14 protein-coding genes and 3 tRNA genes are annotated in these 16221 nt (G+C 46.8%); 11 read left to right on the top strand and 6 right to left on the bottom strand.

The genetic code is table 11. The annotated features are described in order from the left end of the window. Positions 1-485: 485 nt before the first annotated feature. Positions 486-1856: a sodium:glutamate symporter gene (locus RJ60_RS00520; protein ID WP_103133773.1), complete on the bottom strand. Its 1371-nt coding sequence runs from the start codon at positions 1854-1856 to the stop codon at positions 486-488. Positions 1857-1954: 98 nt separating this feature from the next. Here RJ60_RS00520 and RJ60_RS00515 point away from each other — a divergent pair, with 98 nt between their 5' ends. The 4 genes from RJ60_RS00515 to RJ60_RS00500 all read left to right on the top strand — a co-directional run bounded on the left by RJ60_RS00515 (position 1955) and on the right by RJ60_RS00500 (position 3640). Then, positions 1955-3286: an MBL fold metallo-hydrolase gene (locus tag RJ60_RS00515; RefSeq protein ID WP_103133772.1), complete on the top strand. Its 1332-nt coding sequence runs from the start codon at positions 1955-1957 to the stop codon at positions 3284-3286. Between the two features lie 46 nt (positions 3287-3332). Beyond that, positions 3333-3421 (top strand) — tRNA-Leu (locus tag RJ60_RS00510). A gap of 59 nt (positions 3422-3480) precedes the next feature. After that, a tRNA-Met gene (locus RJ60_RS00505) sits at positions 3481-3557 on the top strand. A 6-nt stretch (positions 3558-3563) separates the two neighbouring features. After that, positions 3564-3640: transfer RNA gene (locus RJ60_RS00500), tRNA-Met, on the top strand. An 858-nt stretch (positions 3641-4498) separates the two neighbouring features. Here the strand turns inward: RJ60_RS00500 and RJ60_RS00490 are convergent. Then, positions 4499-5746, bottom strand: coding sequence for an HD-GYP domain-containing protein (locus tag RJ60_RS00490; RefSeq protein WP_103133771.1), 1248 nt, complete (start codon positions 5744-5746; stop codon positions 4499-4501). Between the two features lie 535 nt (positions 5747-6281). On the opposite strand from RJ60_RS00490, the gene RJ60_RS00485 reads away from it, so the two are divergent. The 3 genes from RJ60_RS00485 to RJ60_RS00475 are packed head-to-tail and all read left to right on the top strand — an operon-like array spanning position 6282 to position 8252. Continuing rightward, positions 6282-6572, top strand: coding sequence for a DUF1905 domain-containing protein (locus tag RJ60_RS00485; protein ID WP_099831037.1), 291 nt, complete (start codon positions 6282-6284; stop codon positions 6570-6572). Between the two features lie 3 nt (positions 6573-6575). Beyond that, positions 6576-6986 (top strand): iron chaperone, encoded by a 411-nt coding sequence (locus RJ60_RS00480; RefSeq protein ID WP_099831036.1) that lies wholly within the window; start codon positions 6576-6578, stop codon positions 6984-6986. Positions 6987-6998: 12 nt separating this feature from the next. After that, positions 6999-8252, top strand: coding sequence for a molybdopterin-dependent oxidoreductase (locus tag RJ60_RS00475; protein ID WP_103133770.1), 1254 nt, complete (start codon positions 6999-7001; stop codon positions 8250-8252). 545 nt (positions 8253-8797) lie between these two features. On the opposite strand, the gene RJ60_RS00470 is transcribed toward RJ60_RS00475, so the two are convergent. From RJ60_RS00470 to RJ60_RS00455, 4 genes are all read right to left on the bottom strand, one after another. Then, positions 8798-9514 (bottom strand): hypothetical protein, encoded by a 717-nt coding sequence (locus RJ60_RS00470; protein ID WP_103133769.1) that lies wholly within the window; start codon positions 9512-9514, stop codon positions 8798-8800. Between the two features lie 324 nt (positions 9515-9838). Beyond that, the gene (locus tag RJ60_RS00465) at positions 9839-10114 is read right to left on the bottom strand and encodes a hypothetical protein (protein ID WP_099831033.1); all 276 of its coding nucleotides are present in this window, start codon (positions 10112-10114) and stop codon (positions 9839-9841) included. Positions 10115-10354: 240 nt separating this feature from the next. Then, complete coding sequence (locus tag RJ60_RS00460; protein ID WP_243392459.1) at positions 10355-10570, bottom strand: hypothetical protein; 216 nt, start codon at positions 10568-10570, stop codon at positions 10355-10357. 517 nt (positions 10571-11087) lie between these two features. Continuing rightward, on the bottom strand, positions 11088-11270 hold the full coding sequence (locus RJ60_RS00455; protein WP_099831031.1) for a hypothetical protein: 183 nt from the start codon (positions 11268-11270) through the stop codon (positions 11088-11090). Between the two features lie 109 nt (positions 11271-11379). Between RJ60_RS00455 and RJ60_RS00450 the strand changes: the two genes are divergently transcribed. The 4 genes from RJ60_RS00450 (at position 11380) to RJ60_RS00430 (ending at position 16217) form a co-directional block, all read left to right on the top strand. Next, on the top strand, positions 11380-11577 hold the full coding sequence (locus RJ60_RS00450) for a DUF6485 family protein (protein WP_099831030.1): 198 nt from the start codon (positions 11380-11382) through the stop codon (positions 11575-11577). Positions 11578-11775: 198 nt separating this feature from the next. Further along, positions 11776-12306 (top strand): carboxymuconolactone decarboxylase family protein, encoded by a 531-nt coding sequence (locus tag RJ60_RS00445; protein ID WP_243392458.1) that lies wholly within the window; start codon positions 11776-11778, stop codon positions 12304-12306. Positions 12307-12926: 620 nt separating this feature from the next. After that, positions 12927-13928, top strand: a complete 1002-nt coding sequence (locus RJ60_RS00435) for an ABC transporter substrate-binding protein (protein ID WP_099831027.1) — start codon at positions 12927-12929, stop codon at positions 13926-13928. Between the two features lie 75 nt (positions 13929-14003). After that, a complete protein-coding gene (locus tag RJ60_RS00430) occupies positions 14004-16217 on the top strand; it encodes an iron ABC transporter permease (RefSeq protein ID WP_099831026.1) in 2214 nt (737 codons plus the stop codon). Positions 16218-16221: the final 4 nt, after the last annotated feature.

Genomic DNA, 16221 nt, shown 5'->3' with positions numbered 1-16221 from the left:
CGCCACCTATAGGCCTGTCACCATCTGGACAGTAAGCAGGTTTCCTCCAGACTTATCCCGGGATAGTTGCACCCCCCGGTTTAGATGACACTAGTAGTTGTTACGACACGTTCACGGTGGTTCACTTGTATTCGTCTCCTCTGGTACTCACCTGACGGGATCACTGTCCCGCCTTTTCCCGTAACGTTCACTACCATGGCTCTTTACCACAGCAGCTTACGGTGGTTTGAAGCCTCCACCTGCATGGCGGCTTCGAGGGGCCCTCCCTCATCTTCGATTAAGCATGGCTTGAAGTTTCCTTCTTCGCCTTCTTGGCACACTGGCACTTGCAACTGGTCTTGCACTTGTCGGAGAACGGTGAACCGAGAACGGATAACCGGTTCTTATTCAGCTTGCAACTCGGAACTGACAACTTGCAGCTGTGTTCTCCTGAGTACGGTTAACCGCTGACCGATAACGACTCTTCTCAGCGGCTCTTTGCCCACTTACCTCTTCTTTTCTCTGCTTCTTATCTTTGCTTTTCTGAACCAGAAGAAGTACATCGCCCCGATATAAGCTGCCAGACCAAGAATGAAGTACAGGTAGTATATAGGCTGGTCGGTTTTGTAGCCGAGAATAGGTATGTTAAGCAGTATCAGCATCGGAATGCCCAAGAATAACGCAAGCCCACTTCCGAAGACCATGTCTTCGGCGGTTCCCGTCTCAAATGTCGGGTCGACTTCTCTGAGCAACGCCATCCCGGTCGAGAGTGTACCGGTATGCATTCCGAAGAATGTTACTATGTGTTCCAGAGGCGCTTTCCCGTAAATCCTTTTTCCAAACCAGATCGTGTAGCCGGCAATGAAGAGTCCGCCTACCGAGGTGAGAATTATTACCGGCCAAATGTACTCCTGTATTACTGAGAAAGAGATCCCAGCGATCGACGCCGCTACCATGAAGTCGAACACGCCCCCGCCGATACGCTGAAGTAGGAAGTCGTTCATATATTCGATCTCATATTTCTCTGACTTCCTCACCCTCTCATATATCGCTCTGAAGGCCATTGCGAAAAGAACTCCGATCACAAAATGGAAGCCCCATAAAACCTGGGCGAACGTCTCTCCGAACGTACCTAGCCCGCCGATCAAGGCCGTGAACCATTTCAAGAACAGGTAGGTAACAAGATAGACAACACCAACGGCTAGAGCTTGAATCGTGAATCCGTCGATGTCTGAGAATTCGAAGTCCTTTATCACTGCCTCTACCCTTTTCTTAACAGTAGGTCTTTCGATCTGAATTCCCACCTGTCTCTTTCTATACACCATTGTGTTCAACATCACTATTCCGCCAAAGGCCGCCCAGAGAAAGCCTAATGTTGAAACGCTCAAGCCCACGGCTCCCCCGCCTGTAAAGCCCAGCGCTTCCCACTGACTACCCAGCGAATAGGCTTGTCCAGGGCCCTGAGCGAATCCCAGAGCTAATAGAAGACCAAAGGGTGGGAAGAGATCTTTGAAGAATAATCCTACAAGTGCGATACCAATGATGAACCCCACTAATCCCTGAAGAGCATAAGACATACTGATAAGAAAGCCGGTATTGACAGAAGACTTAGTAGTGGAGCGTCTCGTTCTCTTCAGCGCGATCGCGATGAAGCCAATTGCCATCAAGTGATAGACAAGGTTTCCAAGTCTATCGTAAGAGAAGGGGATTATCTTCATAACCTCCGGCCCCAAGAGAATCCCGAGAAAACCGGCAATAACTGCATTTGGAATGAGAACCTTGCTTAAGGGAGAAATCAACCTCTTCAGAACGGAAGCGACACCTATAAGGATGGAAAGGTAAGCGAAGTCGAGTATAATAGTCCAGTCTTGTTCCATGAGATCACCCCTTTTTGACAAAGCAATTGTATCAGAATACGGTTCAAGCTAATTTTTTTGGTTTTTGTTAGAATTGTAGAAAGAAGGAGGAAACTGTAATGACACTTACGCCGCTTGGTGGCGGCCGCGAGATAGGCGCGAATTCCTATCTCCTTAGTCTGGACGGAAAGAATATCCTGATTGATGCAGGCAGACACCCAGTAAAGGAAGGCTACGAGTCGCTACCTGAAATTGACAGCATAAACGATCTAGATGTGATAATGATCTCCCACTCCCACTACGACCATCTCTCTTCTCTACCTTACATATCTCAAAGATGGCCAAATGCGCCAATCCTGATGACTCAAGAGAATAAAGGCTTAGCTCTAAGAATACTTCAGAACTCAGTCGAAGTAATGAAGAAGAAGAACGCCAAAGACGGCGTTGAACCTATACTATACAGTCACGGCGAAGTTAACGAGCTGAAGAGAAGAATATTTCCGATGGAGTATTTTCAAAGGTACTCAATTGACAATGAAGTGGACGTGGCACTCTACCCAGCGGGTCATGTAATGGGAGCTGCCTCGATCTTTCTTGAGCGTAAGGGAAAGAGAATTCTCTACTCTGGAGACATATCACTTTCGCAGCAGCTTACTATCCCACCGGCCCAGTTACCAAAAAAGGTGGAAACCCTTATCTCAGAGGGAACTTACGGCTCGAAAGAAAATCAGCTTCTAACAAGGTACAGCGAAATTGAAAGACTCAGCAAGTCAGTGAAACGCGTACTGGAAAACGGCGGCAGGGTTCTTATGCCTGTATTTGCCCTTGGCAGAGGCCAGGAAGCAATCTACATGCTTCTAAGGCTGATGGAAAAGAACAAGATCCCCTCCGTTCCCATATACACAAATGGAATGGTAGCCTCACTCAGTAATCTCTACATGAGCAATTACGAGCGCATTAGCGACAAGGATAGAAAGTGGTTCATGAAGAACTTCCAGCAAAATGTGACTGTGGCACCCAAGGCCATTGAGAGACTGCTCTTTTCGAAAGAGCCGGCGCTCCTTGTCCTTTCGGCCGGAATGCTTGTTGAAGATACTCTATCGTATATCTTCGCCAAACAGATGTTGCCGAACAGCAAAGACGGAATCTTCTTCATGGGTTATCAGAGTCCAGAATCAGATGGTTACAGGGTGCTTGAAGCAAGTAAGAGAGGCGATGCACAAGTCGCCCTGGGAGAAGAGACGGTTGAGATTGGAACTAAGAATATAGATATCTTCAACTTCTCTGGGCATGCAGACTACCAGGAGCTTCTTGACCTCCCCAGAAGACTCCAACCAGAAAAACTGATCTATGTTCACGGTGACGAGGGAGCGCTGGAAAACCTTGCCGAAGAACTCCAGTATGAGTTTGAGATTCAGATACCATCGAATCTTCAGACAGTCGAGCTCTGAATCTGGTTGACAATGAAATGCACTGGTGTTATCATTGTGTACGGTTGCCGGGGTGGCGGAACAGGCAGACGCAACGGACTTAAAATCCGTTGGAGCGAAGGCTCCGTGTGGGTTCGATTCCCATCCCCGGCACCATGGAAGCAAGGAAAGCAGGTCATTTATATATAGAATATAGCAAGTAGATATATACTCGGTGCGGGGTGGAGCAGTCTGGTAGCTCGTTGGGCTCATAACCCAAAGGTCACAGGTTCAAATCCTGTCCCCGCTACCATTATCAGGCGGTGTAGCTCAGCTGGCTAGAGCATGCGGTTCATACCCGCAGAGTCGTCAGTTCGATTCTGACCGCCGCCACCAAACATTTAGTGCCTACCTGCGTGTATGAAGCGCTTTGATCAAAGAAAACCTAGCCTCCCATTGGGAGGCTTGTTTGTTTTTGCGTCAGTTTTTCGGCGATCTAAAACCACTGCTTCATTAGCCCTAAGGCTTTTAGAACTGCCAGTGACAGTCATCAGCAGTGTTCAGTAAAGGTCCTGCTTCTGCTCTCATGATGCGGTGTTAATTTGAATGAGAACTGGCCCGCTCCAGATCTCCCGCAATGAAGAGACGTGTCTTCGCGAGATATAGACCTGAGTTCACTTACTCCTTCTGAAAAACCGCCGATAAAAGCCTTTGTATTCTATTTCTCGTCTAAGGACGATTTGAGTAAGAGGGGGGCGGTTGCTCCGGGAGTTTTGTTTCTGTGGGGATTGTATTTACAGAAAGGCTTGGCTTCATGTTCTTCACCAAGAAATTGCGACCATACTTCACAGTCAACTGTGTTCGAATAAAGAAGCGATAGAGACGGGAAAATACATTGCCGAAAAAGTTTTCATTGTCCGTCACAACGAAAGAAATGCACCTTTGAAGAATGGCCGGTTTCTAGGTATTGTGCATGACTATTGTAAATTCACGAACGAATATCGCTATTACCGTGATAACAAGCCTTACGACCAAAATCGGGATAACTCTGGAAACTGTGATTTTCACCACCGCGTCTCTTATTTTATGCTTCTCTTTTGTGTTGAGTCAATCTTTTGCAGGTCACGATTTTAGGCGTCTTGCAGACAGAAGAACCAACCGTGAAATCCATTCCCGTCACGAGGCTTGGGTCACAAGCAAAAGAGTATCTTGATTGTTTTCGTCACATAACATTTGGCGAAGTTGTCCGGCAAGTCAAGTTTGACTTCCGATGATCCCGCACTTACGCGGATTCCTCCCGCAAAGCTCGTTCTCAAGTTCCGGAAGGATACTTTTCAGTTTGGATACTATATCCTGATCTAGAGGCATTTCTGTCATCATGTCCACAGCTTGAGCAAAAGAATAGGCGGTCCTGTAGGGCCTATCTGCCGTGAGAGCCTCAAACACATCTGCTACAGCCAGAATCTTTGCTTCGAGCGGTATCTCATCTCCCTTTAAACCCTGGGGATAACCGGAACCGTCTTCTCTTTCGTGGTGTAGATAGGCGTAAGGAACGAATCTCTCCAGGTATTTGAAATGTTGGAGAACTTCCTTACCGTGCTGGGGATGATTGCGTATTACCTCCTTTTCAATTTCATCAAGAGGGCCATGCTTTCTCAATATGTTAGCTGAAATGCCCATCTTACCAATATCATGAAGCTTTGCACCGTTAACTAGCTCCGTGATTTTCTTCCTTCTCAATCCAAGACTCTTGCCCAAACACTCAGCGATTTTCGCCACATTTCTGGAGTGAAAGGCGGTGTGGGAATCTTCCATTTCCCACAAATACATGATTTCCTGAAGACCACTCATCTCGTAGTACCTGGAAAGACCGAGCGCCAGCACTTCCATCATGAACAAGACGCCAATTATCCCGGCCGCCACGGAATGTAGAATCATCCACCTGGTAAGATCATATCCTTTTATTTCGGTTCTCAGACCGTAGGCGAAACTCTTCGATCCGCCTGGTGAGAAGGTGATTCTGCCATCGAGATTCATCTCTGAAAGCAAGAAATTCTTGTCTATGCTGGCAATCACGACTGCATCGGATATCTCATTCTCCATATGGCTGTCGTAGACGTTGAAGTAGAGATAAAGCTCCTGCTCTAAGGCAGATACTCTGTACACATCTTTAACCGGTATCTCTGACGGTCTGCTTATGAGCCTGGCCGACTTCACTGCTGGGAACTCATTTTGGATCTCCTGGAGCATCTCTTCGATGAAGACTTCGTCTTTCGACAAAACGGCGTTGTACATAGCATTCCACTGGAAATATCCCAGAGACAAAGCAGATCCCAGATTTTCGACAGATGTCTCAAAGATTCCCGAATAGATTTTCTGAGTATAGTTTATTGCTTCATTTTGAAAGACGTGGTACGGCATAAGCATAAGAAAGACGGTAACGAGAAAGACAAATATCACTAGAGTCGGTCGGATATACCTGAGTTCATCGAATCCTCTCATGTAACACCTCCCATTCTGAATGGAAAATCATTTGACATTATCATATCACTTAATCTATTGATATAATCATTATACGAGTGTCCTGCGATTCCCTTTTTTTGCCTCTTCGATCACTCCTAATTTTTATGCAATCTTATGCCAGGCACTACTCGAGCATCATTCCAATCATCGAATACTTTCTTCAGAAGTGAGATCAGCCGTAAGAACCTGGGACAATGTTTTGGATTCAGAATACCCACCGAGAATTAGCGATGGATTTGCAATGAGGGGGAGCTGCTTTCAGAGATTTTTACCTGAACGCTTAACTGAGATATCCACACTTTCAAGAATAAAATGGATATCATAGAAGTAACGGGTTGCTTCATCTTGACCTGTGCTTGCTCATTCTAGTCCGGTTATTCTTGGGGCGTCAGTCAGGAGTACTTTGAGAAACGCGATAACAAATGTGATCTCCTACTCTGAAATCTCACTATATTACTTCCTTGCCTGTAAGAGTTTTATTGAGGAAAATGGTTAGTGCACAAGGAGGGCTCTCGTGAAATCAAAGACCTGCGTATATGAGGCAGTCATAAGAAGGATTCCGAACATAGATGGGGCGTATGTTGAATTTCCGTATGACCTCAAGTCGGAGTTCGGAAAGGGCAGATTGAAAGTCCACGCAACATTTGACGGCGAGCCTTACGATGGTAGCGTTGTCAACATGGGAATAAAGAAGGATGACGCGTCGGTGTGTTACATCATTGGTCTTCGAAAGGCCATCACAAAGACTATCGGGAAGCAACCTGGTGACACCGTAAAAGTCACCGTTATGGAAAGAGGCGAATGAAGCATGTGGAAGTGCCCTGAGTGCGGACGCCAGTTCGAACAACACAATCAGAAACATGCATGCATTGAACCGCCAGAGACGATTGACGAGTATATCACCATGCAGCCCGAAGGTGTTCAATCGCTACTGAGGAGTGTTAGGGATGCCCTCAGAGAGGTGCTTCCGGGTTCGGAAGAGAGAATATCTTGGAGGATGCCCACCTTCTGGAAGAAGAGGAACATAATCCACTTCACTTCTTTTAAGAACCACATGGGGATTTATCCAGGAGAAGAGGCAATCGCACACTTTGCAGATAAACTAAGTCATTACAGAACAAGCAAAGGTGCTGTACAGTTCCACTATGACAAAACTATTCTTCTTGAGCTGATAGTGGAGATCGCGAAATGGTGCAATGAAAAAGAGAGCCATCACTAGCGGAGGATTAGTATGCCAAAAGTTAGAAAGATGCTCAATGACTGGGATGCTCCGTATATTCAGTCACTCATGAGACAGATCGAAACTCAGAGTAAGGCGACGCTCGCATACTGGGCAGTTGAGTACTCCGAAGAAGTTGTGTTGCCGCTCTGGAGTAAGCACTATCCGAGTGACCTCCGACCGGGCAATGCGTTGACTGCTGCGAGAGGCTGGCTAGCCGGAACCATTAAACTGCCTCAAGCCAAGAAAGCAATTCTGGAGTGCCATGCCGCGGCGAGAGAGGCCGAAAACAATCCCATTGTCAGTGGCTGCCGCTTTTTTGAATCGCTTCCACGTGAAGCCGGCCTTGCTTCCCCAGACGCTTTTCTGGGCCATGCTCTTCCCAGAGTTCAGTGTGTTATCTTAATCGTCAGCCATCTTCCCTCGCACAGCGGAACTTGCCTGCGTCAGCAAATTGCTTCTTTTTTCTCTCCTTTCGAAGATATTCTTTCCAGACCAATTGCTGCTCCTGATAACGATCTGACTGGAATAACATCTTCTTCTGAACCAGTAGTCCTTAGAAGTCATCTAATTAGAACGATACTAAATAAAAAGGAGAGGCTTTTCTTGAAGATACCCGTTCTCATTCTAATAGGTATTGTCGCAGTGGTCATTATCGTGTTAGGAGTTGCCAATGGTGCAAATGGCTCTTCTCCACAAGAAGTAGTCGTCACGGAGTATCAGGGGATCAAACTCGACGATCTCGGCGCTTTCAGAGAAAACTCGATAAAGGGCGTGCAGTACGTGAATATAGAAGAATACTTCCTAAAGATTGGAGGTCTCGCAGAAAATCCGTACATTCTAACTTATTCGGAGTTGCAGGATCTTCAGCACATTCAGAAGCTGGTTATACTTCACTGTGTCGAGGGGTGGACAGCAAAGATGCTCTGGGAAGGTATTCCTCTTGTGGAATTGATTGACAGAGCAGAGCCCGACGACAAGGTAACTAATGTGATCTTCAAGTCAACTGATGGCTATACGACAAGCCTCACTCTCGACTACATAAGAGAGAGAAATATCATGCTGGCCGACAAACTGAACGGAATCGAACTACCTCCGGCCCAGGGTTTCCCGTTCATAGTGGTTGCCGAAGACAAGTGGGGCTACAAGTGGGCGCGATGGGTCGAAGAGATAGAGCTGTCGGGCAACGACAAGTACAGGGGTTACTGGGAAGAGTATGGATACAGCAAAGATGGAAGTCTCGACAAGCCGATGTTCGACAGATAAACCAGAGATAGTTCTCAGCCCATATAGTTTCTCGGGGCCAAACAGGAGCCGATCTGAAGATCAGCTTTAAGGCGTTGTTTGGAGGAAAGCACCGCGGCTATGATAAGCAATACTGTCAGTCTGTAGTCTTGTTTTCATAATCGGCTTTCATGATAGCAAAGCTATTACAGCAAAGAAAACCTCTCTCTGATCGCGACTGCACAAGATAGTCAGAGTGAAGACTATGAACCCGCCGTCAGAAGAGAGCACATGACACTGGACTCAAGAAATGAATTTCGCTTCTCTCATTAACCTTCTGGAATCTTCCACATCTAGTAACCCCTGCTGTTCTCCTTGCTTTCACTAACCGTTCCGGTAATCAAAAAAGTGCACTTCAGTGGATTGACTCCAGCGCGCTTCATCACAAATCACCCATAAGACAAACAGAATAAAGAAAACAAAGTATTTTGTTACACTATTATTATTATGTTCTGTGATAAAACCCAACCTGCTTGTAAATCGACAAGAACAACTTCTTATGCTTTCACTGGCGACAGAAAAAATATCTATTTATCGTCGCGCTCAATTCTTCCGCCGCCCCTTCTTCTCATTATCGTTGACTGGTCCTCATCCTGAGGAGTGAGCGGCCCCTTTTCGGTAGTTGAATCTGCTGCTGCTCTCCTTGAATCGTTCTTCTGATCTTTGGGGGCGCCAACCAACCTTCCGCCGACTGCCCCCTGTCTGTTCTTCCTTTCTCGATAGGTCCTGAGATCGTTGATTTCTTTCTGTCTTTCTCCCAGTGATTCCAGTCGTTTCAGCAATTTGTGAATGTAATCTTCCTCCGAATACTTGAGTTCTATATTGGTCAAATACCAATCGGCTTCGAATTTCTTCTTAGCCTTCTCCAGAGCTTCGAGATACTCAGCCTTCTTCTTATCCAGATATTCTGTCTCTTCAGCAAGAGCTTTCAGTTCAATATCCTCCGCTTCGATGTCGAGAGCCTCAAGTTTCTCCTCCACCTCTTGCTGCTTGGCTTCAAGTTCCCTACATCTTCTTTCGCTGTAGGTTTCTATCTTGCTAATTAGCGGTTTTTCTTCCTGCTTTGCGGCTGGTACCCCACCCGCTCCCCGAAGTTTCCTGGTCTCTTCTTCAGGTCTCAGTTTGTCGATTTCATTCTTGATTCTCTCAAGCTGATCAAGTAACGGTTTTCTCCTGTGTTCGAATATCGTTAGCCTGTTCCGCGTAAAGGATTTGTAGTCCGCATCCTGAGTTCTGATTATCATGCCACTTTCCTCCTCCTCCACCAGAGATTCTTCACTAGCGGTTTGTTGACAACATTGATAGAAACCGATTCATTCAGGCTGTTAGGAACAAAACTTTAGACATTGTAGAAGAATTATATACATTTTAGGTGTTGTTTCGCTCTTCTGGAGAGCCCTGTCTCAATGTTCGGGAAAACTGGAAGCGAGTGAATCTGGAGGGAGAAGAGTTGTGTAGGCCATCGATGACTCAATTAACTATGGTCGTAAACTCACATGAGGTCTTTTCCAATACCTTGTCATAAAAAAAGGGCCCAGATGGGCCCTACTTGATTGAAGGGGTTAGGGCTATCTTGCTTTTCCGAATCCTCTGCCGAGTCCGGGACCCTTTGCGCCTGCCGCTCCATGTCTGAATCCTGTTCCGTCTTCAGCCTTGAGGTTGGTCATAACTCTTACGCCGTCATTCGAGCAGTTGTCGTTGACTCCATCGCCATCTGCATCTACGAAGTTCTCACAGGCAGCTGTGTCCTGTAGTCGCTGCATCGCTCTCGTCCCGTAACCTACTGCAAGTGTCATTCCACCGATCAAAAGAACCGCTATCGTAATTAAAACTACTTTCTTCATCCTTCTACACCTCCATTTGCTTTTTAGTACATTCTCAGTTTACGGGTGCATTCTTAGAGAATCCTTAGCTAAACCTTAGAGTTTGCTTAGAAACGTAGCTCTAATAGCGCCAGCGTGAGAAGTTGATATAGTGGATGAATTCCAACGAGGTAAGAATCGACCCGGGAAGATCCCTTACTCAAAGCGAAAGGGACCGTAATGAGCCGGTCCCTTTCAAAACCAATCTTCAAGAAGACCCAATTAAGAGAGCTCCGCAAAGACTATCTCGTCCTCATTTGAGTCAAGCTTTCCGTAACCCGGGCCGTTTCCGTTGCAGGAGTCGTTAGGAGCACCGTAACCTGCATCGTCGTCAGGGCCATCTGGAATCCCGTCTCCCGGTCCACTGCCGTTGATTGAAAGAGCAATTCCAAAAGCAAGGAGAAAGAAAAGCACAATTGCGGTTAGTCGTTTCACCATCATCCCTCCGTTTTGATCAAGTGAATAGATCTTATTATTTTGGTCATTAAAGAGTGATTAAAAACTGATGCATAGGTTTCCTGCACTCCGTCTTCTCATCTAGACTTCTAGATTAGCAATTTGCCGGGAATCTCATTGACTTATGTTAGTCTATACTCCTTATGGTCGAGCAATACAAACTTTCTTCGACTTTGTAGGTCTCTCTATCCAGCAACAAAACCAATCCTCTTGAACTCCCGTCTGAGAAAAGGCCGCCGCTTACCCGGTATTAAAGTGCGGCGGCTGGACTAGGGGTTAACAGGGGTATTATGACTAGTGCTCTACTGCTCTACTTTGAAACTGCTTCGTACTCTGAAGAAGTTCCTTACTGCGTTCCGAATCATCTCTGCCAATCTTCTCATGAAGTGGACTATCGCAGACTCTGAACTCTCTTCATCGGAAGAATCCAGGGAAAAAGCGGCTTCGAAATTCGGGGACTCTTCCTTTCCAGCTCCCGACCCCTCACACTGGAGCCGATCTATAGAGGCGGAGTTTCCAATCCCTTTTCCGAGTTTGAAGAGGCAGCGCCTGCTCCGTAGCCAGAACCATCATCCGGACCGTCGGGAATCCCATCTCCGGGTCCATAGCCAGCATTGCTGGTTGCAAATACCAATCCCAAACTCAGAAAAGCAAGAAGAAAAAGCATTTCTGTTCTCTTCATATCTGCCTCCTCCTTCACATACAGAATAATCGATTGCCCATTAAGAAATTAATGGCCGGAGGTTTTTCTGGTTTGATAGAATGAAAGAGGTGCGAAGGAGGGTACGAAAATGGAATGCACAGTAGAAAGAAATCTGAAAAGATGCAACTGCACTTATCCCGGCTGTCCCAGAAAGGGCAAATGCTGCGAGTGCATAGCTTATCATCGGAAAAACGGAGAACTTCCTGCCTGCTATTTCACCGCAGAGCAGGAGAAGACCTGGGATAGAACCATTGAACATTTTGTGAGAATTAACAGCAAGAGATGATCTCGAAAGCCGGTCTGATTTCCTCGATCAACTCCGCACTACCGAGAAGTGCTAAAATAGAATGATTTTAAATTACATATTCTCGAGTTTTATCGGGATTTCCTGGAGGAAGAATTGACTCAAGAGTTTTATAAGCGCTTCTTTTCATTGAAAGAGTCATATTGGATTCTCTTCAACGGCATCAGAACGGTGGGCCACATGTCACGATCAAAGCGGGACGGAGAGCTGAGTACAGAGCTAATCGAAAAGGTTATGCTCACCGTTACCGAAATAAATGGATGCGAAGTTTGTTCGGTCTTCCACAACAGAGTTGCCGAAAAAGAGGGAATCAAAGAAGAAGATATCCAGATGCTTTTCGTCACCGAAGTTGAAGAACTTCCACAAGATGAAGCCCCTGCCATTCTCTTCGCCAGGGGGTATGCAACTTCTTCCGGCAAACCATCTGAGCACTTATGGAAGAGTCTCATCCAGAGTTATGGGGAATCCAAGGCCAAGGGCATATTGGGCGCAGTTAGAACGATAATGATGGGCAACAGCTTCGGCATAGCCTGGGGAGCCCTCTCAAATAGGATCAAAGGTAGACCCGTTAAAGGTAGCAGTCTCTGGTACGAGATCAGTATGATTCTCTCTTTCATCTTCTTCATCCCTGTGGCCTCGGTACACGCTCTGCTCGCCAGTCTTTTCAAAAAGCCCATAATAACCTTTCAAACACAAGAGGCCGCTGCTTAGACCGTAGCTGCGAGTCGAAGGGAAGAATAAATGACGAGGTTCGGGCTTGCGGGTTGGAAAGAGCTACTGAAAATCGGATCACCGTTGAATGGTTCTCCGAAGAAGCCTGTTCTTCGTTCCAGAGCAAGGATCTGTTCTTCGTTTTTGGTTGAAATCGTGAAGCAGCAGCATCAAGATTCCGACCAGGAGCTTTGTCGGAATGACAGCATTTGACGTTTCTTCACTTTAGAGCTTGCAAGTTGCATCTTGGCACTTGTAACTGGTCTTGCACTTGTCGGAGAACGGTGAACCGAGAACGGATAACCGGTTCTTATTCAGCTTGCAACTCGGAACTGAGAACTTGCAACTGCTCCATTTCGAGGACGGTGGACCGTTGACGGACAACGTTGTTTTGAGCAGCTATCAGCGGATCCTTTCCGCAGGACGGTGGAACCGATGACGGACAACCATTATGTATTCTCAAACACGAAAAAGATATCTGTACAGGTTTCCCCCGTCGCAATTTCAAACTCATACGATGATATAATTTTTGTTAGTCGTAGCATTCTGGTTCTCATCATCTAACGCAACAATGACAACTGTTCTCCAAAATCACACATCTTTCAAGGAGGTTTCTTTGAATGAGAAGATTTCTGGTTTTGATTACTGTCATCTGTGTTGCCTTTTCCGTAACCCTTCTCGCCGCTGATTCTTTCACTGTTTACACAACTCTTGAAGAGCTTGCGGCAAAAGAACTTTTCGACAAATATGAAGAAGTCACCGGTATCAGGGTTGACTGGGTGAGGCTCTCCGGTGGAGAGGCCGAAGCAAGGATGGAGGCTGAAAAGCTGAATCCGCAGGCCTCGATATGGGTTGGAGGAGTGGGACTGAATCATATCAGTGCAAAGCTGAAGGGTCTTACAACTCCTTATTTCTCCAGAGCGGCCGCAAATACTCCCGAGCAATACAAGGATCCCGAAGGCTACTGGATAGGTCTCTACCTTGGACCTCTGGCATTCGCCACTCACAATGGTCGTGCAGCTGAGCTAGGACTTGAACCACCGAAGGGCTGGTTCGACATACTCGATTCCAAGTATGAGAATCTCGTAAGGGTTGCAAACCCGAATACTTCGGGAACTGCCTACAATCTCATCACCTGTATGATTTCTCTTTTCGGAGGGGACGAGGATCTAGCCTTCCTCTATCTGAAGAAACTAGACAGAAGCATCGAGATGTACACAAGGTCCGGTTCGGCAGGCGGAAAGAGCGTTGCAATTGGAGAGATACCCTTCGCAATAGGTTACGCCCATGACATGGTCAAGCTGAAGGCAGAAGGTGCCGACATTACTATAACCGTTCCCGAAGAAGGTACAGGCTTCGAGATCGCTTCGATGTCTTTGATCAAGGGCGGACCGGATCCTGTCAATGCCAAGAAGCTGTATGACTGGATACTGACCGAAGAGGCACAGGCAATCATTGCAGGCTGGTACGTTATACCAGTTTCAAGGATCGCTCCGAAGCATCCGCTCTCTTTCAGCATGGAAGAAATCAAGACAGTTCACCAGAATTATGTCTGGGATGCTGAGAACAAAGAAAGACTGCTCGATCGCTGGACGGAAGAAATAGGCGGCGGGGTAGAATAATTGGTTGATCAGAGCAGGAGCTAGTCTCCTGCTCTTCTTCACTTTGGCTTCACCAATCAAGGTTACTCTTGGGGTGTGATCGGATTGTATTCCTGGAGAAAACTCTTATCGTTCGCGTTGATTAGTGTTTTAGTCTTTGTCGCCCTTTTCTGGATCTTCGATACATTGAAAGACTCTTTCTTTAAGGTTGTTAGAGACAACCAAAGGCAGCTGGTTACGGTTCTTGCCGAATCGGCACCAAGAGACAGGGAACTTGCCGAGGACTGGATTACTGCAGTAAACAAGGAGTTCGACGAAGCGGAAATAATCTATGTTCACGGAGTACCCGGCTGGGATGAACTGCAGGTCTTCGCCCCGAACGAACAACTGAGAAGCTTCTATGAATTGAATTACAGTTCTGAGGACTTCGCCAAGGGGTTTGAAAGCGTCTACTATCTTGAGAACTACTACTCTTCCCTCAAGTATTCATTCGAAGGAAAGAGTGTTACGCTGGTGTTTGCACCACTGATAGACGAAACTCGTTACGACATGACGGGCTTTCTGCTATTTCTGATGTCTGCAGAGGCCGGGGAGAATTACGCAAATCTACTAAACTTATTTATGATAGCCGCATTCGCTGTCTTCGTTATCATTTATTTCATCTCGAAATTCTTCAGAGATCCCGTGATGGGATATGTTATTCTCGGTCTTTTCTTGATGGTCGGAGTATTCGTAGCCTATCCTCTGTTTGAAGCCATTAGATTGACCTTTCTGGCCGATGGCAAATTCTCGATGCGTACTTGGGTCACAATTCTCTCTTCCAGACAGTATCTTAGTGCGCTATGGGGGAGCGTAAGACTTGGCATCCTCACGGCTACATTCTCCACGATCATCGGGTTCATCTTCGCTTTTGTCATAAACAGAACGGCCATAAGAGGAAAGAAGTTCCTGAGCACTATGGGGCTTCTGCCCGTAATCTCTCCGCCATTTTCCCTGTCTTTGTCACTGATTTTGCTCTTTGGAAGCAACGGACTGATAACAAAGCAAATACTCGGACTGAAAGACTTTACCATATACGGACTTGGCGGCCTTACAGCCGTACAGACTATCGGCATGTTCCCGATTGCCTTCCTCACTCTTTCGGGAGTTCTACAGGCAATCGACTCTACACTTGAGGAGGCTTCTCTCGACCTTAATGGTAGCAGATGGAAGACCTTCTCGAAGGTCACCTTCCCTTTGGCTATTCCCGGTGTTCTCAGTTCCTGGCTGCTCGTTTTCACCAACTCCCTCGCTGACTTTGCAAACCCACTGCTCCTGGCGGGATCTTACAGGGTGCTCTCGGTAGAGGCATACATTGAAGTCACAGGAAGAAATAGACTGGGTCACGGAGCTGCTCTTTCTATTCTCCTTCTCATGCCGACACTGACGGCCTTCCTGGTTCAAAGATTCTGGGTAAGCAGGAAGTCATATGTGACCGTAACTGGAAAGCCCTCTTCGAGACTGAGCGATCTAGTTTCAAAGCCTGTAAAATTCGGTCTCATAACGTTTATCGTTCTCATCATCGTCTTTATCCTCGGACTGTATGGAACGATAGTGGCCGGCTGCTTCGTAGCCAACTGGGGTATAGACTACTCTTTCACTCTGAAGAACATAACGGAAGCGCTGCAGAGAGGAAGGGACGCGATTGTAGACACCTTCACCCTGTCGGCAATTGCCACACCATTCGCCGGACTGATAGCGATGATGGCTGCGCTGGTAATCGTCAGGAAGAAGTTTGTGGGGAAGAGGGTTCTTGAGGGGTTGATTCTCGCACCGTTCGCCATACCGGGGACGCTGATCGGTATCTCATATGTGCTTGCCTTCAACAAACCCCCGTTGATTCTAGTTGGAACTGGGGCAATTATCGTTATCAACTACATAATAAGGGAGCTGCCCGTCGGTGTCGAAGGAGGAGTGGCCACTCTCAGGCAGATAGATCCCGCTATAGAGGAGGCCGCGCAAGATCTTGGCGCGGATTCGACTACGGTCTTCAGGACGATCGTCTTGCCTCTGATACGTCCGGCATTCATTTCCGGGATGTCATACACTTTTGTCCGATCAATGACTGCCGTCAGTGCGATCATATTCCTGATATCCGCTAAGTGGTACCACATGACGGTTCTCATATATAACTTCTCAGAATCGATAAGATTCGGACTGGCTAGCGTTCTTTCCACCGTATTGATTATCATCGTCTTCGGAGCGTTCGGACTGATGAGACTTCTTGTGCGAAAGAACGAGTACATGGAAAAGAACGTAACTCTAAACTGATAAT

This window comes from Mesotoga sp. B105.6.4 (assembly GCF_002896535.1).
Classification (GTDB): Bacteria; Thermotogota; Thermotogae; order Petrotogales; family Kosmotogaceae; genus Mesotoga.
Note: the sequence above shows the minus strand (reverse complement) of the source record. Positions and strands in the feature narration are given on the sequence as shown.